Origin of the sequence: Anaerocolumna chitinilytica (assembly GCF_014218355.1) — a bacterium.
Classification (GTDB): domain Bacteria; phylum Bacillota; class Clostridia; order Lachnospirales; family Lachnospiraceae; genus Anaerocolumna; species Anaerocolumna chitinilytica.
This window is the reverse complement of record NZ_AP023368.1, coordinates 5110998-5134247: the sequence shown is the minus strand read 5'-3', so window position 1 is coordinate 5134247 and position 23250 is coordinate 5110998. Positions and strand designations below refer to the sequence as shown.

The following is a 23250-nucleotide window of genomic DNA, read 5'->3' as shown; positions in this document are numbered from 1 at the left end:
GGATGCCCATGTACAAGCTGCGGATGAGGAATTTGTCAACTAATATGACACAAGTTCCTATAGCCTTTTTGGAACTTTGGGATCTTGATATTATTACCGGTTATCAGATATTATTTAGGAATTATAAAACCCTTAGTGAATTCTGAGCTGACATCCTAAATGTTAGAATTTTAGGTCTAACATATGGGGGTCAGTTCATTGTTCCCTAAGGGTTTTTCTATTTTGCTTTGTTATTTGGATTTTGCAACTCTAACGAAAAATTTAATCAGTTCATTTACAATAAGAGGTACAAGGGAGAAAAGGATTACAATGCCCCAATCTCTTAAGCTGATATTGTGAACGCCGAAGGCAGTTGCCAGGAAAGGGATAGAGATTACAATTTCCTGCAGCAGTAAGCCAACGATAATAGAACCGATCAGGAATTTGTTCTTAAATATACCAATCTGGAAAATGGACTTTTCATGACTTCTCATAGAGAGGGAGTAAAAGAGCTGGGAAGCTGCAAGTACTACAAAGGCCATAGTTCTGGCATAAATTAATGCAGTCTGGTAATCAGAGGATTTTGTAACCTCTTTTGCCAAGCTGGTAAAGATATTAAAGCCGTGCTCATACATACCAAAGAAGAAGGCGGTCAGAGTCAGGAGACCTATTAGGAAGCCGCCAATTACAGCACGGGCACCGGAACCTTCTGCAAAAAAGCTTTGCTTGGGATCTCTTGGTTTACGTTTCATAACATCCTTGTCACCAGGGTCAACACCGAGGGCAATAGCCGGCAGTGAGTCTGTAATCAGGTTAATCCATAAAAGCTGTGTGGCAGCTAAAGGCACCGGCCAGAAGAACAGAATGGAGAAAAGGATGGATATAACCTCTCCCAGGTTACAGGATAAGAGGAAAATAACGGATTTCTTAATGTTGTTATAGATATTTCTTCCTTCTTCAATCGCATTTACAATGGTTGTAAAGTTATCATCCGTAAGAATCATATCACTGGCACCCTTTGCCACATCCGTTCCGGTAATACCCATGGCAACACCAATGTCTGCATATTTCAGGGAAGGAGCATCATTTACACCGTCGCCGGTCATGGATACGATGTTTCCGTGGGATTTAAAGGCTCGCACAATTTTAACTTTATGTTCGGGTGAAACTCTGGCAAATACTCTGTAGTTGTTTATCTTATCAGAGAATTCTTCATCAGACATTTCATCGATTTCTGCTCCGGTAAGACTCTGGCTAATGGATTCTGCAATACCTAGCTCCTTGGCAATGGCAACGGCAGTGTTCTTATGATCACCTGTAATCATAATCGGTGTAATACCGGCAGCTTTTGCTTCCTGAATGGAATCCTTAACTTCCAGTCTGGGAGGATCTATCATACCCACTATACCAATAATAGTCAGGTCTTTTTCCATCTCTTCGGCATCAATGATTGAACCGGTATCCTTATAGGCTACACCTAATACACGAAGAGCTGAATCAGACATTTCCTCAGCTGCTTTTAGAATGTTTTTCTTAATCTCATCAGTCAAAGGAACAAGTTTACCATCTTGCAGAGCAGTACCTGAGATTCGAAGCAGATTATCGATAGCACCTTTGGTATGAACGCGATAACCACTATTCTCTTTATTCAGAGTTGACATCAGCTTTCTGTCAGAATCAAAGGGTTTTTCTCCGACGCGGTTATGGGCAGAATTCAAAGAGTTCTTTGTAAGGTTGAAGCGCTCACCCATAACAACCAGTGCAATTTCTGTAGGGTCACCGGTTCCGGAGCCATTTTCATAAGTGGCGTCAGAGCATAATACAAAAGATCTCACCAATTCTTTTTCATCGGGAGTAGGTTCTAATATATCTTTTTCTCCAAGAGATTTTATCGCAGCAATATCCCTTTGGTGGCTAAGGGTGTAGGTTTTTACTACAGTCATTTTGTTCTGTGTCAGGGTACCAGTCTTATCAGAACAGATGATATTTACGGATCCTAGAGTTTCTACCGCAGGAAGTTTTTTAACAATAGCATTAATCTTTGACATTCTGGTAACGCCAAGAGCTAAAACAATGGCTACGATGGCTGCGAGGCCCTCTGGGATGGCAGCAACAGCGAGGCTGATAGCGGTGAGGAACATTTCGAATAAATCACGTTTTTGAATAAGTGCTATGGCAAATATTAAGACACAGATACCAATAGCAAGATAGCCAAGAGTCTTACCAAGCTCTTCGAGGCGTCTCTGCAGGGGAGTTAGTTCATCATTGTCTTCATCCAGGATTTTTGCAATCTTACCGATCTCAGTATCCATAGCTGTAGCTACAACAACACCTTCCCCGCGCCCGTAAGTAACAAGGGTAGACATGAAAGCCATATTAGTTTTGTCACCAATGGGAGTTTTGGGATCTTCCAGAAGATCATTGAAATCCTTTGTTACGGGTACAGATTCACCTGTTAACGCGGATTCTTCGATTTGGAGATTGGCACTTTCTATTAATCTGATATCAGCAGGTATAAATCTTCCGGCATCCAGAATAATAATATCACCGGGGACTACCTCTTCCGAATTAATTTCCATTACTTCACCGTCGCGGCGTACTAAGGATTTCGGGGTTGTCATCTTTTGCAGGGCTTCCACTGCCTTTTCTGCTTTGGATTCCTGTATGACACCAATAACTGCATTCAGGATAACCACTAGAAGGATAATGATGGCATCGGCATATTCCTTAATGAATACTGTGATAACGGCGGCACCTAAAAGAACATAGATAAGCATATCCTTTAATTGGGAGAAAAACAGCGTTAACAGGCTTTTCTTTGGCTTCCCTTTCAGTTTGTTCGGACCGTACTTTTCTAATCGGGTCCTAGCTTCAGTTGTGCTAAGCCCTTTTGATGGGTCCACAGAAAGCTCCTCCAGGGCTTCCTTCGCAGGTTTTGAAAACCACATATAAACACCTCTCTCATAATTTTTATCCGGCAGGCTTCTCTATGAGTGCTACTGACGGATTTTCGATGGTTTGAAACTAGTTTTTTCTATTCTGTAAAAGAATATACTTGTGAATATAATTGTACAATGTAAATCTATATTAGTACAATTAAAATTTCATTAAAAATTCCTGTTTTAAGAAATTTTGTCATCATAGGGCTAATAGTGTTGGATAATATACTTTCTAATGTGAATATCCATGATAAATCCATAAATTCATGCTATGGTAAAGAGGAACGAAATAGATTAAAAAATAATTTGTATTTATGGATAGAGTGTGGTTAGATTTTATTAGAAAGAATGAAAGTAAATAAAATCCTGACTATAAAAAATACGAGGTAATTTTGTGAGCGAAAATAAAAAATGTATATTAGTTGTTGAAGATGAAGTCAAAATAATGGAGTTTATAGAATCATATCTTAAAAATAGTGGATATGAAGTACTAATGGCTGGTTCCGGAAGAGAAGCAGAAGAAAAGCTAAGAGAAGGAAAACCGGACATGCTTTTACTGGATTTGATGCTTCCGGATAAAAGCGGTGAAGAAATATTAATAAACCTCAGAAAAACTTCGCGTATACCTGTTATTATCCTGACTGCGAAAAGCAGTGAGGAGAGCGTAATACACGGATTGGATATCGGAGCGGACGATTACATTACGAAGCCTTTCAGTCCCAGGCAAATGGTAGCCAGGGTAAATGCGCTTTTTCGGAGAACGGAAAAAGAAGAGGGAGGCGAAACCTTAACTTTTGGCGGTGGAAAGCTGATTATTAATACCGTCAATTACCGGGTAATAAAAGAGGGAGAAGATATCCTCTTAACACCCAGCGAGTTTAAACTGTTAACAACTCTTGCAAAGAGGACAACCAAGGTTTTTACCAGAGAAGAGTTAATTATGGTTGCTTTTGACGGAGATTATGCAGGGTTTGACCGGACGATAGATTCCCATATCAAGAATCTTAGGGCAAAATTAGAGGACAATCCCAAAGAACCGGAATACATCCTGACAATAAGAGGTGTGGGGTATAAATTTGGAGCTTAATTTGAAGTACTCATTAAAACAAAAACTGACCTTCTCCTATGTGGTGATTGTTATTGCCAGCATTGGTTTTGCCGTTCTTTTTGCAAATGTGGGCATTAAGAATCAGTTTAAGCACTATGCGATACAGAAACAGGAGAAGGAAACAGAAGAGACGATAAATCTTATAAAGATGAAATACGATGAAGAAGGTGGATTTCGCAGCAGTTACCTTGATATCATCGGAATGAATTCCCTGCAAAATGGTATGATTCTTGTAATTAAAGATACAAAGGGCGGAACCATCTGGTCAGCCTATGAACATAATAACGGGCTTTGCCAGGCTATGATAAAAAATATGGCGATTAATATGTCCAGTTATTCCAATAAGTGGGATGGCAGATATGAGGAAAAAACGTATCCTATAATGGATCATAATGCTGTTGTAGCAGAACTTACAACAGGGTTTATGGGGCCTTATTATTTTAATGATGAAGAATTGATTTTTATCAAGGCTTTAAATTCTATTCTGCTCTTCACCGGAGCAGCATCTATTCTTTTGGCGTTCTTTCTTGGTATCTTTATGTCTGCCAGATTGAGCAGTCCTTTAAAGAAGATTTCGGATAAAGCTCTCTTCTTAGCTAGGGGAGAGTATAAAGAGAGGATTGCCTCAGATTATAATACCAGAGAAATAAAGATTTTAGCGGATACTATAAATCAACTGTCGGATGCACTGATGGAGAAGGACAGGCTTCGAAAGCAATTGACACAGGATGTGGCCCATGAGCTTCGAACCCCACTTACCTCTGTTCAGGGGCATATGGAGGCAATGCTCGACGGAGTTTGGGAACTAAGCAATGAAAGGTTATCAAGCTGTTATGAAGAAATTATGCGTCTTAAGAAGCTGGTAGGAAGCATTGAAGACTTGTCTGCCCTGGAGGATAGAAATATCCTGCTTCATAAGGAAGAGTTTGAATTTTCTCTCCTTTTGGAACGGCTTCTTAATAATTATGAAAAAGAATTAAGAGATAATAGGATACAGGTCGGAGTTGAAGGGGATGGAATTATTTATGCCGATAAGGATAAGATGAGTCAGGTATTTAATAACCTCCTCTCCAACGCCGTAAAATACTCAGGCGAGGGAGCAGAAGTTATCATTACTTTTAAACAGGCTGCAGATTCAGTGGAGATTCAGGTATCCGATAACGGAAGCGGGATACCGAAAGAAGATATACCTCATATCTTTGAGCGTTTTTACCGGGCGGATAAATCCAGAAACAGAAATACCGGAGGAGCCGGAATTGGGCTTTCTATTACCAAATCTATTGTAGAAGCCCACGGAGGAAGTATCACGGTAAACAGTGAAACAGACAAAGGTACTGTATTTACGATAATACTTCCTGGGAAAGCAGAGGGCTGACTATAATTTTTGGCTCGGCAATTATGGCTCTGTAGGTTATGGGTTCATAGGATCATAACGAATTTCCAGGTCAGGCTGGTGCCCTTTCTCCATCTTATGTCTGGCTTTTCTGTTAGCAACAGTATCAAAGACAATGGAGAAGTCATAATCCGGTGGGTATAGATTATCTGCCTTAGAGATTAATTTTAACCTTTTATGGTTTACAAATTCCTTTTTCTTTTGCATCTGAACTCCTATCAGCCCCTTTTCAGCTGATATCTGAAATACAATACCGATTTTCTTCTGGGGATAGACCATTACGCTATCCCCGATTGTATATTTTAAGCTCAGATTGCTTTTGTTTGAAGAGAGCTCTTTTTTCTCCCCTTCTACTCTTGGGAGAATTGTTGTAGGAAAGGAGGAATTATTGCTATCTATGGCAGGACTGTCAGCATTTTTATAACTGTTCTCTGGTAAGTTCCGGGAAGCAGCAGGTGCAGAAACAGTTGGTAATGAAGCCTGGTTGGAATCTTCAGCGGAAGTCTTTTTGGAGGAGGACCTTAAGCCTGCAGAAAGGTTTCTCTCATAAGCTTCTTGATGTGCCCGTCTTAGCATAGCTTCCGGAAATCCTAAACGCTTTGCAATATAAAGAGCACAGCTTTCGCCGGCCTCGCCGATTTCCAGACGGTAGAGTGGTTTTAAGCTTTCCTTATCAAAAGCCATTCTTGCATTGATAAGTCCGGCAGTTTTAGCGGCATAATCTTTCACCTCCGGATAGTGGGTAGTAGCGACAAAGAGGCAGTTTTTCATCCGTAACTCCTCTAAGATAGCAATAGCGATTCCCATACCCTCTGCCGGGTCTGTTCCGGAACCAAGTTCATCCATGAGCACCAGGCTTTCTTCATTGGAGTTCTTCAGGATCTCAATGATATTTGTTATATGAGAGGAGAAGGTTGAGAGATTCTCTGTGATGCTCTGTCCGTCACCAATATCGCAGAAAACACCGTTATTCATTGCCAGTTCTGCTTCCGTGCAGGGGACATGAAGACCGCATTGCGCCATAAGGCTAAGGATTCCAACTGTTTTTAGTGCTACTGTTTTACCACCGGTGTTAGGACCGGTGATTACGACTCCTTGTATGCCCTCTCCCAGCTTAAAGTCAAGAGGGACACATTCTTTTGCATTTAAGAGGGGATGACGCCCTTCTTTTATAACAATTCTTCTCTCGTGATTCATAAGAGCCGGAATTGCTTTCATATCCATGCTTAATTTTGCTTTGGCAAAAAGAATATCAAGGGTTTCCATGGCCTGCATATTAAGGTGGATGTCAGAAGAAGCATCTGCTATCATACCTGTTAAGAGATACAAAATCCGCCTTACTTCATTTTCTTCTTCGATTTTTAAAAGGGAGAGTTCATCTTCTAACTTTAATACGGAGTTAGGAACCATAAAGCAGGTTGACCCGGTGGAGGAGATGTCAACGGTAGAACCGCTGACCTGATTTTTGTGCTCCTTCTTTACCGGAAGGACATAATGGCCGTTACGGGTAGAGATAAAACTCTCTGAAAACCATTCTTTTTTATTCTTTAGCAGATTTTCCAATTTACTTCGAATTTCCGTCTGTATTTGTTCCATTCTTCTTCGAAGACCTTTTAATTCCTTGGAAGCTTCATCGTCAACCTGATTATTTCGCAGGCAGCGGTTGACTTCCTCTGCCAGTGAAGTGAGGTCCGCAAAGGAATTACCGTAATAAGCAATTTCTGTCTGCAGAAATTCAGCCTTTAGCAGATAGGTTTTAACACGTCTGGTAGCCGTAAGGAAGCTGGCAACAAAAAGCAGCTGTTCCGGTGTAAGCATACTGCCTATGGAAGCTAATTCAAGATATTTATCCATATCCTTCATAGAAGGAAGAGGAGGTGTGCCAAGAGAACTAAGAATAGCTTTTGCCTCAGTAGTTTCTTGAATCTTAAGTTTAACCTCGGAGAGTGAAAGAAAAGGGGCCAGCATCATAAGCTTTGCTTTTGCAGTATCTGATACTGCTCTTTCACAAAGCATGGTTTTTATTGTATCAAATTCTAAAATATGAGAAGTTTTATTAAACATTGTTTTTCCCTCAGGAATCTTAAATCAGAGATTTGAGATTCCTGAATCTAACCTTTCTTAATATTAATTTATATAAAAAGTACCCACAGGAAATAAACAGAAAAACTCCCTGTGGGTACAAAAAGAAGCATAGCAATAAAGCAATTGCTATGCCTGCCAATATTAAAAGATGGCAGATGGAGTATATTCTGTAGTTCAGGAAAAGTGTACAACAAATAAATGTATCAAACAAAGCTCATCTTAACGAAGACTTTGCCTGTTACATAGTAATATACTTTTCCAAAACAGCAGCAAAAAGCTACTGCTTTAGTTATTAATAACCTCACTAACAGATAATACCGACATCAAAACCATCCTTTCAAATTCATTTATAATGCTGTCATCATAGCATAGAACAGGTATTTTGTAAAGGGATTTCATTTTAATTCATAGTAATTTACAGGTTAAGATGTCACCAATACCGGCAGAATTCATAAGATAATATGTATATTTTATAAAGGAGCTACCAAATGGATAACTACAGACGTCCGATGTATCCCCAAAATGGCAGAATGGGCTATAACCAGAATCAGCAGTATGGTTGTGGTTGTGGTGTTACACCGGTTTTAGAAGCTGTAAAAAGCGGATGCGAAACAGTGAGCAGCGCTGATAAATGTCTTGACAAATTGCCCCTGGCAATGGCTTATGTTCCTATGCAAAAATGGAGAAATATTTATGATGCCGGAACAGCATTGAAACAAGGTACTATATTTGAGGAACTGGATTTACCATTTCTTGGAGCCGGTAATATGTGCGGAGGAAGAGGTGGCAGATATGACAAGTAAAAGCAGAGATCAGTTAATGTGTATCATTACAGAAGCCAGCTTTGCCCTCGATGATGCTAGGCTTTTTCTGGATACTCATCCCTATGATAAAGAAGCCTTAGAGTATTTCCAGACGTATAGACAGATTCGAAATGAAGCCATGGAGGAATACAGGGACTGTTTCGGTCCTATATCAGCTTATGATGTGGCTCCCTCCAATATGTGGACTTGGATTAATGACCCCTGGCCATGGGAAGGAGCGTGCTGATTATGTGGACCTATGAAAAGAGACTTCAACATCCTGTAAATATTAAAACCCCTAATGCTGCAACCGCAAAATTTATTATTACGCAATTTGGCGGACTGAATTGTAATAGAATATGATAATTGAATCAAAAAAAATAAAAGTATATATCTATAGCAGATTCATCTTTATTGTAAGTTATATACTCAACAACAGACTTCATAGCTTTATTCTTTGTCAGCATATCGATGGAGTCATCTGTAATGATGTTATAAACTTCTTGAATGCGGCTTAGCATTTCGGGCTTATGATCTTGCAGAGAAACTTGTTGTAATTCATCTAATTGATTCTGAATTGATTCACGCTCTATAGATATGAGCTCTTTGCTCTTTTTATACTCTTCTATAGTATCTATACCATTAATATATGCCGTTCTGATTCTCTCTTCTTTCGAATCCAGCTTAGAAAGTTGTTGTTTTAAAAGAGATAAGTCGATATCGTTGTTATTGCTTTTAACGGAGTATTCGACATGGCCAGAGGCAAGAACCTTTTCAAAATACCCAATCACACCAGGAACAATCTTTTTGCTAGTAACACAGTTTGACTTACACAACCCCTTAGAATAACTACTGCATTGAAAATTAAATATTTCAGGGTTACGAGATGAAGAAGCAACTAATGCCTTACCACAATAAGCACAACGCATTATACCTGATAGCCAGTGCTTATACTCTGTTACAGGTCTTGCTTTTCTAGGAGCGTATTCAGTTTTCATACGATCTTGAGCTAAAGAAAATAATTCATCAGAAATCAAAGATTCATGAGTACCCTTAGTAATAATCCATTCATCCTCTGATTTGATGCTGTTACTAGAATGATTCTGTCTATTCCACCTAACAAAACCATGATAAAAAGGATTATCTAGTATGTATTGAATGGTTCGACGCTGAAATTTACTACCTTGTCTAGTTTTAATACCTAAAGCATTTAATTGTATTGCAATCTGAAACATAGACATACCTTCGTAAACATATTGATTATAAATCTTACGTACAATATCAGCTTCAACGGGATTAATAACAGGAGGTTGACCGGTAGAAGTCGAATTATAACCAAGAGGACAAGCAGATTGATAACCACCTCTTAAGGCTTTTTCGGACATGCCTCTTATAACTTCGCCAGAAAGACGAATCGAATAATATTCATCCATCCATTCGATTATACGTTCAATAAGAGTTCCGAATGGACCTTCAATTAAAGGTTCAGTAATGCTTATCACATCAATGCCGTTTCTCTTTAACAAAGATTTATATAAAACACTTTCTTCTTGATTCCTGGCGAATCTGGAGTATTTCCATACAAGTATAACATCAAATGGGTGATCTTTGGATTTAGCAAGACCTATCATATGTTGAAATTTTGGACGCTTGTCAGCTTTTTTACCTGATATACCACCTTCTATATATATAAATTCTTCAGAAGTAATCATATTATTCTTTTCTGCATATTCCAGTAATAATCTTTTTTGAGCATCGGGAGAAAGCTCCTCCTGCTTATCGGTACTAACTCTTATATAGAGTGCTGCGGTTTGCATGATATCAACTCCTTATAAAATAATATGGGATTTTGTGTATAAAAATACCCTAATTGTAAAACCAGAGCCGGTTTTGTGATTTAAAGTTACGTAATACGTAAGTATTGTTAATAATAGTATTGAAAACAACAAACAAATGTTCTATAATGTAATCAACTACTAGATAAATACATAATGTGGAGGACTTACGTGTGGAGAAAGATTATCATAAACTTATAATTGATTTGATTGAAAAAATAACAAATGAAAGAGTTTTAAGAAGAATCTATATGTTTATTCAATCAATATCTGGCTAGGCCTTGTGTCTAGCCTTCTTTATTTTCTTCTGACATTAACAAAGCCATTTTTTCTAACACTTTCCAATCATCTTCTTTTAGCTTGCTAAGCATATGTACGAACTTCTTCATGAATTCATTATCGTTATTGGGGTTTAATATAGAACCTGCCCAAGCGGATAATTCGTCTTCTCTATCCATATGTATAAACATTTCGCCATTTCCAGTACGAAGCCATTCTTCGTTAACGTTAAATTCTCGGCATATTGAAAATATAACTGCATCTGAAGGATTTCTTAATCCTACTTCATAATTACCTATTGTATTACCCTTAACACCTATTTTTGCACCAAATTCAATCTGATTAAGCCCTACGGTTTTTCTTATTTCCTTAATTCTATTTTTCATGTGTTACCTCCATTAAATTTCTGAACATATTTTACAACAAAAATCCCACATAGTCAATAAACAGATTTAAAAAGTTATTGACAATCACCACATCGTGGTGTATTATAACCACATAGCAGTGTTAATTCAACGAAAGGAGCAATATTATGAGCGAAACAGAAAAGAAAATACTCGAAACGTTCCAGAGAGTTATTCCGAATCTAAATGAAATACAAAAAGCCAGACTGCTCGGAATTGGAGAGGGAATGGAAATTAAGGCAGAGCAACAAGAAAGAGAAAGACAATCCGCCTAGCCAATAGGTTAGGCGGATTAGGAAAGTAGTACAAACGATAGCACATAAAATAATTAAGAAAGGAGAGGCAGATATGGCGAAAGAATTAATAGTGCGCGGACATTTTAAAACTGAGAGCGGAGAATATAAGTCATGGGATTCTTTCACGCCAGAAGAAAAAGAACAAATCGGAATAAAAATGAATGACAGGATGTTAAGGGCTATTGGATATGTTCCGGTTAATGAATTAAAGAAAGATACCGCTTAATAGCGGTATATGAGGACAAGCAGTATAACCCATTAAATAGAAAGGAGGATAAGAGGTTTGACAGACATTGGATGGTTTCTCGTAATTCTGGTACTTTCCGCACTAAGCATTATAATACACAAAAAGTACCAGATTAGATTCAAGTTTTGGCTGATATATATTATTATTGTGGACTTGATTTCTCTTGCTTTTCTAATATATCGGCTAATTCTCTAACTAGTAATAAAAATTCATCTTTGGCATGTACATTGTCAGTGTAAATAACATGATTCATATATTCTAATTTGTCCCATAGTTCTTTAGGAACATAAAAATAAAGCTCATGATAACTTTTTAAATAAGATGCAGTTTGAACTAGATCGCTACGATAGGTTAATTCTTTAGAAGTCCAATTTATATAATCTTCAAACACAGTTCTCATTTTTAAATTGTAATCATTATAAGCAGATTGCAACATATCGATTTTTTTAACTTCTAATTGGTGCTTGTTATTAATAATAGCGGTAACTAATGGAACTAAAAGAGAAATAACCAGTGTAACAACTAAAGCAATCCATGCAGCTGTAGCATTCCAATCAATCATAATTATACCTCGCATACGTTTTTATTAATTGTACCACAATATAACAAAATATTACATAAGGAGGATAAGCTAAAATGACATTGAAAGAATTTGCAAAGGGGAAAGACCTATTATCTTCTTACATTAGAGACTTGGAAGAAGCCTCTATCAAAGTAAAGAAAAGAGAAGACTTTATTGACAGCCTTGTAAAGCAAGGTGATAGAAACGAAGCCATTTCTAATTATCTCTGGGGAGCAATGGAAACCGGAGCAATAACTAAAGAAGAAATGGACACTATGCATGAGGAATTAATGCAAATAGAGAAAGGAACCAATGTATGAAAAACACAGGAATAGTAAGAAAGTTAGACAGTTTAGGAAGAATTACACTTCCAATCGAAACCAGAAGGACATTAGGTTTAAAAGAAAGAGAACCCTTAGAAATGTACACAGAAGGGGACACAATCTGCTTAAGGGCTTACAAACCCGAAAAAGCGTGTGCTCATTGCGGCTCAATTGATGAAGTCGTAACCGTAGGAGAGGGTCATATATGCAAACAATGCCTGGACAAGTTCAACAAATCTCTATAAGTGATATCCCGGCAGAATGGGCCGAAGCCCAAAGCTTTACAGAGAGGGACAAGCCAGAAGGACTTAGAAATATTGGGGTATACTCCAGAACCTTCCCACAAGGTGAACGAATGTTTATTATTTACAGAGATTTACATAACGAATTGTGGTATGAAAGCAAATGGAAAGACAAAAAATCACCGGTTTAGCAGCGAACTAAACCGGTGACCTGTAAAATGCTTCTTTAAATAATGTAATTAAAGTATAGCACATTTGCAGGACTTTGTCAAAAACTTGGAGGTTTTAAATAACTTTCGTAACAATCTAAGTATATTAAAGTTAGACACAGGAGAAGCAAATGGCATACTGGAAAGACGTATGGGAGTTTACAAACTCTAAGGAGTATGAATACAAGTACGCTGGTAAGTATGGAGCTAAAGGGGAAAAAAGAGGTAAAAGGAAAAAGGCAACCCCAGAACAAATTAAGAGACAGAATCAAAGTAACAGAGAAAAGAAAATGAGACGTCTCATAAAAGCTAATTTCATACCAGACGATCTTTGGAACACTCTGAAATATCCAAAAGGAACTAGGATTCCTTTAGAAGGGGTAAGAGAACATTTAAAAGATTTCCTTATAGCCTTAAGGAAGGAATATAAAAAACGTGGAGAACCACTTAAATTCATAAAGCGTATGGAAATAGGGGAGCAAGGAGGAATCCATATACACATTCTTGTTAACCGACTAAAGAACGCTCAGACAGACTTGATTATACAGCAATGTTGGCAGCAAGGAAGTGTGAATCACGAGAGTATATACGAACATGGTGGTTACAAGAAACTAGCCAACTACATAGTGAAGCTACCGGATGAAGAAATGGAAGGACAGCTAAGCTTCTTCCCAGAAGAAGAAAGAAAAGAGTTAGTAAGTTACTCCACTTCCAGAAATTTAATTCGACCGGAACCGGAACGAACAGAATACAGAAGATGGACCGTAAGGGACTTAATAGAGAATGGTCCAAAACCAACCCCAGGATATTACATAGATAAAGACTCTATCCACTACGGTGTAAATCCATACACCGGAATGAGTTACTATCACTACACTGAATACAGAATAGAAGAAATCAATAGTAGAAGCAGCCCGCCTTGGAAGGAGGGAACATGGAAGTAAACATTTATATCAATGCTGAACATACCGGACACCTTTCTAAAGGTAATGGGAAATATGCAGTCACAATAGAAAGCGAAACCTCAAAGGGACTAGCAACCCTCCAGCTCTACAAAGGAGTATTAAAAACCTCCAGGAACCGCACAGCTCTTATAGCTTGCCTTGATGCATTTTCACACCTAAAGAAGCCTTGCTTCGTGAATCTCTACATAGACAACACCCATGTAACGGAAACCATCAATCAAGAGTGGTACAAGTCCTGGAATTTAGATACCTGGACCAACAAAGGGAAAGCGGTAGGAAATGCAGACCTTTGGAAAGAGTTCTTAGAGCATTATAAGAAGCACAAAATCAAAGTGATCTGTGAAGGGGATACACCCTATACAAGTTACATGAAAACACAAATAGCTCATGTAAACATTGAGTATAAGGAGGACATATGTCAAAGGTAACCATATACGACACGATAGAGAAGAAAAACATTCTGGAAAATGTCACACAGGTAGCAGCTTCTTTACATCTTGGTGTATCAAATGACTGTCTTTCGAGAGCAAAGCGCAGGAAAAGGCTTGTAAAGAGAAGATATAGAATCCTTGACCTGGCCTGTGAAAAAGGAGATAAAGAGTATTTAAAAACTGCTTACGCTTTAGAATTTGAATTTAGAAATTTATGCTTATGGGTAAGAAATCATTCGAACGAAGAGCAACTTAAGAAAATAAAAATCGTACCTAAAATAGAGGAGCAGGAGGCAAATTATGTTTGATACATTCGGAGAGTTTGACACAGTAGAAGAATTAAACCAGGCAGCAGCAGGACTGCTGGAAGAAGGAGATACAGAAAACATTATTCTTTTAGCAAAGGAAAACGGAATTGAAGAAGAATATGCCAAGGCATATATTGCCGGAGACATTCCCTTCCTGACGGATACTATGAGTGCCGCCATCGGAAAGCTAACCATTGAAAAAGAAAACATCAAATCTCAAATGCCGGTAAGACCTATCACAGACTATCTTTGCACACTGTGTACAGAGGATTCTTTCGCTACAATTGTTAGAAGCAAAGATAAAAAGCTGAAGGATTGCATAGATACGGTTGAGAAAAAATGTCGGGAAGAGTGCCAGAGAACAAAAGAGCAGTATATAGCAGATGCCACCGTGTTTAAATGGGCCAAGGCTTACTATACGGAGGTAGCCAAGTGAAAAAAGCAGAGCTTTTAAAAACGGAACCTCTTAATGCTAATGAGGAAATGTTTGAGATCGCAAAGAGGGAACCTGAGTTAATAAAGAGTTACAACAGGACTGAAAAACACTATGAATACTATTGGTTCATGAAAGCAAAAGTAGTCAAGGTGAACAGCGGAGAAATTTTGAAAATTGCACTTTTTGCCAGAAAGGACCTGCAAGAGGACGATACAGAAGCAAGATATCAAATATTCCTATCAAAAGCAGAAAATAAGTTTATGACTTATGACACTTATGAAGAAAAGTGGAAAACAGCAAGAATTTATAATTTGACTAATCCAGAATATTCATACGTCTATCGGGTTGGTAAGTGGTATGACCGTGGAGCAGATAGGACAGTTATAAACTACCTTGACAATGCTAAAAAGACTCCGTTTGAGGCTGTTAAATATTTTCAAGATGGAATATCAGGCGAAAACCTTCGTAGGCAGCACAAGAAAATAACAGATAAGATTGACGCAGCTATGGAGCTAATACCGGAACTGCCAAAAGATTTCAGTGCCTGGATGGACAATACAGCAATGATGCATAGCAGGTACATTTATTACAACTATTCCAGAAACGTAAAAGTAGGTTACTGCACTCATTGTGGGAAAATGGTTAGCATAAAAAATCCAAAACACAACAAGCAAGGAGTATGCAGCTCCTGTAAAAGTAAAATAACTTTCAAAGCTATTAAAAAAACAGCAGTTGTAAGAGACAAAGGATATGCATCAATATTCCAGAAAACGAAAGAAGGTTATTGCTTAAGATACTTTGAAGTTTACAAAAGTTACGATGATTACATGAAGCCAGAAACAAGGGTTTATGAGACCGTTAGAGCAATGTATGATAAAAACTTCAATAACGATGAAACATACGATTATAAAGAGTTTAAAAATACCGGAGTAGTAAGGTGGTGTGTATGGGAAAACGGATATTACAATTATTACGGCTGGCAAGGAAAGAGCGTCTGCATACATAGGACAACCCTATATGATAAAAACCTTCAGACTATATTTAAAGGCACAAAGTATCAATATTCCTGTATAGATAAGTTTGCACGAGGTTTAAAAGGTGACAGATTCTATCCTGGTGAATACTTAACCCAATATATTGAAAGACCGTATATAGAATATCTTGTGAAGCTTAAACTTTTCCGGTTAGTACAAGACATAATTAGAAACTATTCTGACACTAAATTTAACCGAAACGGGAAAAGAATACATGAAGTTTTAGAAGTTACAAAAGAACAGGTCAAAGACTTGATTAGGATGAATGCAACACTTGAAGAATTAAGAACGATTCAAGAAGCCAATAAAGCCGGAGTAAAGCTCACAACAGATCAGGTAAAGTGGATTACTGAAAATAGGGCAAAGGTACTTATAAAGTACATGACTACATTTACTCCACACAAGATTATTAAGTATATAAAATCGCAGGATGAAAAGGCAAGCAAAATTTTGTCCGAGTACGACGATTACCTTGATTACTCAATAAAACTTGGAACTATTATGAATGATTTCGCCTTCTTCCCGAAGCATCTGAAGGAAGCCCATGATAAGGTGGCAGCTGAGTGGCAGCAGGAGCTTGAAAGAATTAGGAATATGAAAGATGAAGCAAGAAACGAGCTAATGAATACATTGGCAGAATCCCATGTAAAAGAATATGCCATGAAAGACAAGCATTTTACCATTAGAATACCGTGGACATGTAAAGAAATTAGAGACGAAGGAACGAAGCTACATCACTGCGTTGGTACCTACATAGATAAGGTCCTACGGAAGGAATGCGTAATATTATTCATCCGAAAACTGGATGATATTGATACACCTTTCTACACGATGGAAGTACAAGAAAATAAAATCATCCAAGTAAAAGGAAAAAATAATTGTTCAATGACTCCGGAAGTAGAAAAGTTCGTAGAAAAATTTAAGCAAAAGAAGTTATATCAGTGCATGGAAAAGGAGGCAGTATAGTTGCACAGCCATCACATAGTATTCCGTTCGCATGGAGGACTTGATTTTGACTTAAATCTAATAGACCTAACTCTTGAAGAACACGAAGGAGATCAAGGACCTCATAGAAACAGAGAAAGGGACTTAGAACTTAAATTAAACCTTCAGAGCAGACTACAGGAGATCTTTCATGAAGAAACCTATACAATTGAGCAAATATCACGTTTATTAGGAAAATCGAAGAGATATTTTGAAAAGAATTTTAAACGCGTCCCATCAGCAGCAGGAGCCTATAAGAGAGAGGACATTATAAGAAAGTTGATGGGAGGAAAGATTTATCCATAATAACCATACGCAAAGCGTTGGCTATAGAAACCAATAACCAGTCCTACATAAGGCTATTTGTAAGGCACCGGAAAATAATAAACATATCACAGTGTCATGACCGGGCCATATCCGGGCCGCAGCGCCCGGAGGAAAGGAAGATATATGGATTTAACATTATCATATAAAGAACTGAAAGAAAGTATCAGAAATGACTTGAACAGTGTTGCTGAAAGGTTTGTAGCCATTGGATATCAGCTAAAACAAGTAAGGGACGGAGAGTTATTCAAGGAAGATGGCTATAAAGACATTTGTGAATTTGCCAAGAAGGAATATAACATTGGGAAAAGCAACACCTACTATTTCATGAAAATAAATGACCGCTTCTCTGTTGACGGGAATAGCCGGCAGCTGATTCCAGAATATGAGGGATACGGCAGCAGCAAGTTAACAGAAATGTTAAACCTGGATGAAGAAGAGCTTAAATTGGTATCCGAAAGGACAACCAGGGACGAAATAAGGGTAATAAATCAAGTGAAAAAAGAAGCCGAAAACGAACCATTCCAGCCCGCTGGAAAAATAGACGAAAGCCTTGATTTTACTCAATCAAAATCAGATTTCGTTGATACAAAAAAAGAAGATTTAGAAGTCCTTAAAAATGTAGTTTTTGAGTATTTCAATGACAAGAACAAAAGAGAGCAGCTAAGAGAAATAAGTAGAATTTTCAGAAAAGAAATATTTGACCTTGGAAGAGAAGTTGCAATCGTTATAAACCCAAGCGGTCACTCAATGTTCCGCAAAGGAACTACTGTAACCTTCCTTGAAGAAAAAGTTATTAAAGTAAAGCCATTAGGAAAAGGAACAATGGAATTTACCTATATAGATTTCCTCCATGCGACAGAAGAGATATTCGACCTTGCAGCAGAAGATCCCTGGAGAGAAAAGTTCGGAGAACCAGAACCAGAGATAAAGGAGCCAGAGAAAAAAGAAACTATAAAAAAGGAACCAGAGAAGAAAGAACCAGTTAAAAAAGAACAGCCTAAAAAGGTTGAAACTAAAACAGAAGAAAAAGCAGAAATTGAGAAGTCTCCAGAAAGCAATAATATACCTGGGCAGATAGAAGTTGAAGACTTTCCGGAATACATGCCAGATACTCCGGAGAAAGTAGAAGGAGAAGTCATTCTTGAAGAGTCTCAAGAAGATATCATCAATGAGGACAAAGAGGAATCGGAAGAATCTGATAGCACAGAGGAAGAAGCAGAAGAGAACAACCCCAAAGCTCACGATTTAAAAACAGACCACATCTATTTTTCGGATGTGCTTACAAATAAAAAGCGTTTTGAACTACGTTTAAATGATAGAGATTATAAAGTGGGCGATATCCTCCGCTTACACGAACAAATCAACGGACAGGAAACCGGAAGAACTGCTGTCAGGTTAATAACTTATATGTTAGAAAATTACACTGGATTAGTAGACAAGTACTGCATACTTGGAATCGAGCCGGTAGGGGAGGAAATATGGAAAGAGACGAAATAATAATCCGGAATGCGGTTATGCATATCCTGAATTCGAACAATTGCCAGTTAGAATTTTCGGATACTCTTCTGGAACTTAGTCCAGACATAAACGATTTCCTTCGAAATCACATATACAGAATCATGGACAGTGATGATACGAAGAAATGTACCTTCACAGATGATTCAGAAGTCCTTCAGTTGGTAGAAGCATTTCAGGAAGAAACTCTACTCATGGATAGTCAAATGTTGGCCTACAAGCTCTATGAAATCATGAACCAGAATATAGACATACCGGCAGCAGACCTCTTTGTAGTCACTTTCCAGGTAGCAGGGAGCATATATCTGGCAATCCTGAAAATGAACTACAAAGAAACTTACATACATAGGATTGAGAAATATGGTACCGAAGTCAGAAACACAGTTACAAAGCAAAAAGCTGCACTCCCTTCAATATCTGCCAAACTTACAGAGGCAGCAGTCATAAATATGAATACATTAGAAATCGGATTGATTGAGAAAAAATACGACATTAACGGAATAAAAGTAAATTACTTTTCGAACATATTCCTACAATGTATTCCACAGCTCTCCAACAAAACAAAACTTAATATCGTTAACAAAGCAGTGGACCAGATAAATGCAAAATACTATGAGGATGATTTTAGAAAAGCTATGGAATATAAAAGCCTCGTATATGAAAGTAACCTAGACAGTGGATACATTAACACCGATGAAATAGCGGAAGAATTATTCCAGGAACCGGAAATCAGGCAAGAGTTTACGGAAAAGCTGAAAAAGTACAATTTAAACTCTACACCTATTCAGGCTAAGAAAGCCGCCACGGTAAAGAAGTTTGAAAGGCAACAACTCATAACAGATCAAGGGATAGAAATTATTATCCCGATGGAGGAGTATAACAGCCGGCCAAATGTATTTATTACAAACAATCCTGATGGAACTCAGGAAATAACTATAAAAAACATTAGCTGTATATCTGCCCGGTAACCTCCGGGCAGCAGAAGGGAGGAAACACTATGTCATGTAGATGTGCAATAGAAACAGACGAATACCACGGGTGGGAATGCACAATATCAGGAGGAGCATGTATGTACTTAACTCCAAATGAAAAGCAGTGTGCTATAGACTATGGAGAAGGACCATGTGCAGATGATCGTGAGGAAGATGTAGATGATTGAGAAAAACCCTATATTAAAGTCATTTGATTATTCAAAAATCAAGAAATGTTGCGAATGTGATTTCTCAAATGAAAAAGGAATATGCAAATTCTTTCATCTTTACGCAGGTTTACACAATGGCTGCATTAAGGAACCGAGCCAAGAGGCAGAAAGGACGGATATGGAATTACAATCTTTAGATTTAAGCGTAAGAACTTATAACGGACTTAGAAGACAGGGAATCGATACAATAGAAAAACTCCAAAGCCTAACAGATGAAGAATTAAAGAGAGTTAGAAACATTGGAGAAAAGGGATTTAACGAGGTCAAGGAAAAGCTAAGCAAATTAGCAGCAGAGCCTAAGTAATTACCCATAAATGAGATTCCAAATAATAGGTCAATACAATCTCTTTTAAACAGTCTACACATTTATACATACAACAATAGGAGATACCGCCTCTTACATCTTTTTTATACCTTACATACTCTATTTTTGTTTTGAGGATATTTCCATACAAATCCTCTATGCAAAATTGTAAAGGCTTCATATCTCCTATTGTATTAAACACAACAGCCACTTGTACAGGTTGACCGCTAATAACAATATCTTGACCTTGTAATTGAGCGTAATACATAACAGACACCTCCAATAAAATATAATTATATTATACAAACAAGTGTTCGAAAAATCAACAGTAAATAAAAGGGAGTGATAAAAATAGATAACCCACTTAAGAACAGCGATCATTGCAGAAACTGCAAATATAAGAAAGCAGGTAAATAATATGCCAATAGTAATGACTGACTATAAAATGGTTTATAAAGACCAGGTATTTAATGCATTATCAATTCGTCCTATAGTTGACAGTAATTTGAAAAACGGTAAACGCATAGTTAATTTCATTGAGGCTATGTACATAAATGAAGACGGAGAAGTAGAGATTATTGAAGATGAAGCCTGGTGCTTCAAGTTTGTTCGGAGGTGATTTGAACGGCATATGAAGCAATCATAAAAACAGAATCCTTTAACAACCTTCGGGCAGTAGTAGAAAAAGAGATTATAGGAAGCGGATACATGCTCTGTTACATCCATCCAGAAGACCAAGAACAAGCCAAAGAAGGCTATTACCTGCGTGAGCAATCTCCTTTCTTTGGCTCCTACATAAACAATCGGCAGAAATTTGACATTGACTGGGCAGCCGGAGCCTATGAGCCTACATACTGTATCAGATTGAAAAGGGATGAAGTACAAATAACCGGTCAAATAGGTAGCACATGGACCAGAAGAGAAGAGACAGAAGAGGAATATATAGAATTATAATTATTAAGGGGTGAAAGGAAAATTGACAACAAATTTAACCAAGGAAATTTTAATACAATATGCTGAACTGCAGGAAGAAGTAAAAGACACCAGAAAAAAGATTGAATCCTTGGAAAATCAAATAACGAGGATGGAAGAGGAGGGAGCTGTCATTGATTGTGTAAAAGGAGGAGCAGGAGGCATACAGAATTTTAAAGTAACTGGATTCCCATATCCAAAGTACAGTAGAACAAAGAGCCTCCTTTATTCTAGAAAATCCATCCTGGAAACATTAGAGCTTGAGTCATTGGAAACAATAAATGCAGCAGAAGAATTTATTGCAAGTCTGGCAGATGCCAGAATGAGACGGCTGTTGAATTTAAAATATATAGAAGATTTATCATGGATACAGGTTGCTAGGAGAATGGGAGGAAAGGCAACACCAGATAGTGTAAGGATGGAGGTAAAAAGGTATTTTGATAAATAAAAAGTCTGTTCGTTTTGTTCGGTTAACATGTGGTATCATAATAACATGAAATAAATTGTATAATAAAAATTAATTCATAACACATTTTCAAAAGACATGTCTGAAATATAGGACATGTCTTTTATATTGCTAGGTATGGTGATATATGGTAATATAAAATAAAAAGGAGATAAAGTATGTATACGTTTTGGAATACAATAGAAATGTTCTTACAGTCTCAAACTGAAGATTCTGCAAAAGAGTATAAGCCCAAGATTGAATCATTTTATCAATTTCTTACAGAGGAAAGAAAGATTAATGATAATACATATAACAATTATCTGTCATCTGTAAAAGTTGATGATATAATTGATGCTCTTGATTATTTTATTAATCAAAACAAAGTGACAAGAGAAACGGTAGCAAGATATTACTGTTCAGTAATAAAGAACTACATAAAGTATTTAAAATCGGTTGACATTACAAATAATAAAATAATAGAGTCTTTTGGATTAGACTCTGACGATCCTCAATCCTTTATGCATTTAATAAATAAAACAATTAGTAAAGATAAGAGATTAAGTAAACCGGATAAGAAATTACCATATGAGTTATCAGAGCTTGAAATTGTTATTGAAGAATGTGACAGTAACATAGATGATTTATGTAATATTAAAACGGATAAAATAAACGAAAATACGTTTGATAAACTTGTATATTTGCTATGTATTAAAATAATGATTTTTACTGGTGCAAAGCCTAGCGTGGTTTATAATTTAGGATTAAACAGTGAAAATATAAAAGAGAACAAGCTGGATATAAATGGGTTTATTTTACATACTCCTAACGTTCTATCGAGACAATTAAAAAAATATTTAAACATTCGAGAGAGCATTGTATCAAAAAGCAGTAATCTATTTATTATGCATGATGGAAGTAATTTAGATAGGTCAACTTATACAATCAATAGTTTTGTAAAAAATATAGTTGGCAGAGGGGATACCTGGGGAATAGTTAAATATACAGTAATTCAAATGATCAAAGAAGGCATTAACTATAGCGTTATAATTAAGCTAACGGGCATCGGAAACGATATATATGATTTTTGCCAGGAAATTGTAAATGAACAAAAGAAGATAACAGTAAATAGTTATATTGATAGTGGATTAATTAAACTTCATTTTTACGATAAATTATAATTTTAGTAAAATGAAAGCATCCCTCGGGGTGCTTTTTTGTTGCATGAGAATAGGAGCTTAATGGCGCAGGAGTTTGCAAAATCGTTTTATAATTCAAAAGACTGGAAGGATTGCAGGGCTTCCTACATTGATAAGAGAATTGCAATAGACGGAGGTATGTGTGAGACATGCCACCAAGAACTTGGTAAGATTGTACATCACAATAAAGTATGGCTGACACCAGAGAACATAAACAATCCTAATGTTACATTGAATCATGACAACCTTAAGTATGATTGTCAAACATGTCACAACCAAGAGAAAGAAGGAGAGGAACCAGAGCCACCAAGATATTACTTTGAGGGAGGGAGAGTTGTTCTGATTCCTCCAGAGGAATAAGGGACCGCCCCCATACGAGCAAAATGAGCGGAATTGATAAGACCGACGCCAACCATCAATTTAAC

General features: G+C 37.2%; 30 protein-coding genes. 24 read left to right on the top strand and 6 right to left on the bottom strand.

Annotated elements, in window-relative coordinates:
• Window positions 1-230: 230 nt before the first annotated feature.
• On the bottom strand, window positions 231-2927 hold the full coding sequence (locus bsdcttw_RS22545) for a cation-translocating P-type ATPase (protein ID WP_185257016.1): 2697 nt from the start codon (window positions 2925-2927) through the stop codon (window positions 231-233).
• Window positions 2928-3312: 385 nt separating this feature from the next.
• On the opposite strand from bsdcttw_RS22545, the gene bsdcttw_RS22540 reads away from it, so the two are divergent.
• A complete protein-coding gene (locus tag bsdcttw_RS22540) occupies window positions 3313-4005 on the top strand; it encodes a response regulator transcription factor (RefSeq protein WP_185257015.1) in 693 nt (230 codons plus the stop codon).
• Between the two features lies 1 nt (window position 4006).
• Window positions 4007-5401 carry a sensor histidine kinase gene (locus tag bsdcttw_RS22535; protein WP_185257014.1) on the top strand — a complete coding sequence of 465 codons (1395 nt, stop codon included), beginning with the start codon at window positions 4007-4009 and terminating at the stop codon, window positions 5399-5401.
• Window positions 5402-5437: 36 nt separating this feature from the next.
• Here the strand turns inward: bsdcttw_RS22535 and bsdcttw_RS22530 are convergent, their stop codons facing one another.
• Complete coding sequence (locus bsdcttw_RS22530; protein ID WP_185257013.1) at window positions 5438-7483, bottom strand: endonuclease MutS2; 2046 nt, start codon at window positions 7481-7483, stop codon at window positions 5438-5440.
• Window positions 7484-7992: 509 nt separating this feature from the next.
• Between bsdcttw_RS22530 and bsdcttw_RS22525 the strand changes: the two genes are divergently transcribed.
• Both bsdcttw_RS22525 and bsdcttw_RS22520 read left to right on the top strand, forming a co-directional pair.
• Entirely contained in the window at window positions 7993-8307 is a 315-nt protein-coding gene (locus bsdcttw_RS22525) for a spore coat associated protein CotJA (protein ID WP_225903732.1), read from the top strand.
• Window positions 8297-8554 carry a spore coat protein CotJB gene (locus bsdcttw_RS22520; protein WP_185257012.1) on the top strand — a complete coding sequence of 86 codons (258 nt, stop codon included), beginning with the start codon at window positions 8297-8299 and terminating at the stop codon, window positions 8552-8554. Before bsdcttw_RS22525 ends, bsdcttw_RS22520 begins: the two co-directional genes overlap by 11 nt.
• A gap of 124 nt (window positions 8555-8678) precedes the next feature.
• Here bsdcttw_RS22520 and bsdcttw_RS22510 read toward each other — a convergent pair whose 3' ends face one another.
• On the bottom strand, window positions 8679-10124 hold the full coding sequence (locus bsdcttw_RS22510) for a recombinase family protein (protein ID WP_185257010.1): 1446 nt from the start codon (window positions 10122-10124) through the stop codon (window positions 8679-8681).
• A gap of 305 nt (window positions 10125-10429) precedes the next feature.
• Window positions 10430-10807: a helix-turn-helix transcriptional regulator gene (locus tag bsdcttw_RS22505; RefSeq protein WP_185257009.1), complete on the bottom strand. Its 378-nt coding sequence runs from the start codon at window positions 10805-10807 to the stop codon at window positions 10430-10432.
• 146 nt (window positions 10808-10953) lie between these two features.
• Here bsdcttw_RS22505 and bsdcttw_RS22500 point away from each other — a divergent pair, with 146 nt between their 5' ends.
• Both bsdcttw_RS22500 and bsdcttw_RS22495 read left to right on the top strand, forming a co-directional pair.
• A complete protein-coding gene (locus bsdcttw_RS22500) occupies window positions 10954-11100 on the top strand; it encodes a hypothetical protein (RefSeq protein WP_185257008.1) in 147 nt (48 codons plus the stop codon).
• Between the two features lie 73 nt (window positions 11101-11173).
• Window positions 11174-11347 (top strand): hypothetical protein, encoded by a 174-nt coding sequence (locus tag bsdcttw_RS22495; protein WP_185257007.1) that lies wholly within the window; start codon window positions 11174-11176, stop codon window positions 11345-11347.
• A gap of 163 nt (window positions 11348-11510) precedes the next feature.
• On the opposite strand, the gene bsdcttw_RS22490 is transcribed toward bsdcttw_RS22495, so the two are convergent.
• The gene (locus bsdcttw_RS22490) at window positions 11511-11930 is read right to left on the bottom strand and encodes a hypothetical protein (RefSeq protein WP_185257006.1); all 420 of its coding nucleotides are present in this window, start codon (window positions 11928-11930) and stop codon (window positions 11511-11513) included.
• A 74-nt stretch (window positions 11931-12004) separates the two neighbouring features.
• Here bsdcttw_RS22490 and bsdcttw_RS22485 point away from each other — a divergent pair, with 74 nt between their 5' ends.
• The 13 genes from bsdcttw_RS22485 to bsdcttw_RS22425 all read left to right on the top strand — a co-directional run bounded on the left by bsdcttw_RS22485 (window position 12005) and on the right by bsdcttw_RS22425 (window position 20209).
• Complete coding sequence (locus bsdcttw_RS22485; RefSeq protein WP_185257005.1) at window positions 12005-12250, top strand: hypothetical protein; 246 nt, start codon at window positions 12005-12007, stop codon at window positions 12248-12250.
• Window positions 12247-12498, top strand: a complete 252-nt coding sequence (locus tag bsdcttw_RS22480) for an AbrB/MazE/SpoVT family DNA-binding domain-containing protein (RefSeq protein ID WP_185257004.1) — start codon at window positions 12247-12249, stop codon at window positions 12496-12498. The genes bsdcttw_RS22485 and bsdcttw_RS22480 overlap by 4 nt, the downstream gene beginning before the upstream one ends.
• A complete protein-coding gene (locus bsdcttw_RS22475; protein ID WP_185257003.1) occupies window positions 12459-12686 on the top strand; it encodes a hypothetical protein in 228 nt (75 codons plus the stop codon). The genes bsdcttw_RS22480 and bsdcttw_RS22475 overlap by 40 nt, the downstream gene beginning before the upstream one ends.
• 149 nt (window positions 12687-12835) lie before the next feature.
• On the top strand, window positions 12836-13648 hold the full coding sequence (locus bsdcttw_RS22470) for a rolling circle replication-associated protein (protein WP_185257002.1): 813 nt from the start codon (window positions 12836-12838) through the stop codon (window positions 13646-13648).
• Entirely contained in the window at window positions 13639-14097 is a 459-nt protein-coding gene (locus tag bsdcttw_RS22465; RefSeq protein ID WP_185257001.1) for an RNase H family protein, read from the top strand. The genes bsdcttw_RS22470 and bsdcttw_RS22465 overlap by 10 nt, the downstream gene beginning before the upstream one ends.
• Window positions 14085-14408, top strand: coding sequence for a hypothetical protein (locus bsdcttw_RS22460; protein ID WP_185257000.1), 324 nt, complete (start codon window positions 14085-14087; stop codon window positions 14406-14408). Before bsdcttw_RS22465 ends, bsdcttw_RS22460 begins: the two co-directional genes overlap by 13 nt.
• The gene (locus bsdcttw_RS22455; RefSeq protein ID WP_185256999.1) at window positions 14401-14844 is read left to right on the top strand and encodes a Cas9 inhibitor AcrIIA9 family protein; all 444 of its coding nucleotides are present in this window, start codon (window positions 14401-14403) and stop codon (window positions 14842-14844) included. Before bsdcttw_RS22460 ends, bsdcttw_RS22455 begins: the two co-directional genes overlap by 8 nt.
• Entirely contained in the window at window positions 14841-16844 is a 2004-nt protein-coding gene (locus tag bsdcttw_RS22450; RefSeq protein ID WP_185256998.1) for a PcfJ domain-containing protein, read from the top strand. Before bsdcttw_RS22455 ends, bsdcttw_RS22450 begins: the two co-directional genes overlap by 4 nt.
• Window positions 16845-17168, top strand: a complete 324-nt coding sequence (locus tag bsdcttw_RS22445; RefSeq protein WP_185256997.1) for an HNH endonuclease — start codon at window positions 16845-16847, stop codon at window positions 17166-17168.
• A gap of 144 nt (window positions 17169-17312) precedes the next feature.
• On the top strand, window positions 17313-18686 hold the full coding sequence (locus tag bsdcttw_RS24905) for a DUF3850 domain-containing protein (protein ID WP_197979810.1): 1374 nt from the start codon (window positions 17313-17315) through the stop codon (window positions 18684-18686).
• On the top strand, window positions 18668-19672 hold the full coding sequence (locus bsdcttw_RS22435; RefSeq protein WP_185256996.1) for a nucleoid-associated protein: 1005 nt from the start codon (window positions 18668-18670) through the stop codon (window positions 19670-19672). The genes bsdcttw_RS24905 and bsdcttw_RS22435 overlap by 19 nt, the downstream gene beginning before the upstream one ends.
• Window positions 19673-19701: 29 nt before the next feature.
• A complete protein-coding gene (locus bsdcttw_RS22430) occupies window positions 19702-19863 on the top strand; it encodes a hypothetical protein (RefSeq protein WP_185256995.1) in 162 nt (53 codons plus the stop codon).
• Window positions 19856-20209 carry a DNA-directed RNA polymerase subunit alpha C-terminal domain-containing protein gene (locus bsdcttw_RS22425; RefSeq protein ID WP_185256994.1) on the top strand — a complete coding sequence of 118 codons (354 nt, stop codon included), beginning with the start codon at window positions 19856-19858 and terminating at the stop codon, window positions 20207-20209. The genes bsdcttw_RS22430 and bsdcttw_RS22425 overlap by 8 nt, the downstream gene beginning before the upstream one ends.
• Here the strand turns inward: bsdcttw_RS22425 and bsdcttw_RS22420 are convergent.
• Window positions 20202-20477 (bottom strand): hypothetical protein, encoded by a 276-nt coding sequence (locus bsdcttw_RS22420; RefSeq protein WP_185256993.1) that lies wholly within the window; start codon window positions 20475-20477, stop codon window positions 20202-20204. The genes bsdcttw_RS22425 and bsdcttw_RS22420 overlap by 8 nt on opposite strands.
• 150 nt (window positions 20478-20627) lie before the next feature.
• On the opposite strand from bsdcttw_RS22420, the gene bsdcttw_RS22415 reads away from it, so the two are divergent.
• From bsdcttw_RS22415 to bsdcttw_RS22395, 5 genes are all read left to right on the top strand, one after another.
• A complete protein-coding gene (locus tag bsdcttw_RS22415; protein WP_185256992.1) occupies window positions 20628-20828 on the top strand; it encodes a hypothetical protein in 201 nt (66 codons plus the stop codon).
• A gap of 89 nt (window positions 20829-20917) precedes the next feature.
• On the top strand, window positions 20918-21163 hold the full coding sequence (locus bsdcttw_RS22410) for a hypothetical protein (RefSeq protein ID WP_185256991.1): 246 nt from the start codon (window positions 20918-20920) through the stop codon (window positions 21161-21163).
• Window positions 21164-21185: 22 nt separating this feature from the next.
• Complete coding sequence (locus tag bsdcttw_RS22405) at window positions 21186-21629, top strand: hypothetical protein (RefSeq protein ID WP_207726453.1); 444 nt, start codon at window positions 21186-21188, stop codon at window positions 21627-21629.
• Between the two features lie 176 nt (window positions 21630-21805).
• Window positions 21806-22807: a hypothetical protein gene (locus bsdcttw_RS22400; RefSeq protein WP_185256989.1), complete on the top strand. Its 1002-nt coding sequence runs from the start codon at window positions 21806-21808 to the stop codon at window positions 22805-22807.
• 60 nt (window positions 22808-22867) lie between these two features.
• Window positions 22868-23185: a hypothetical protein gene (locus bsdcttw_RS22395; protein WP_185256988.1), complete on the top strand. Its 318-nt coding sequence runs from the start codon at window positions 22868-22870 to the stop codon at window positions 23183-23185.
• Window positions 23186-23250 lie beyond the last annotated feature (65 nt).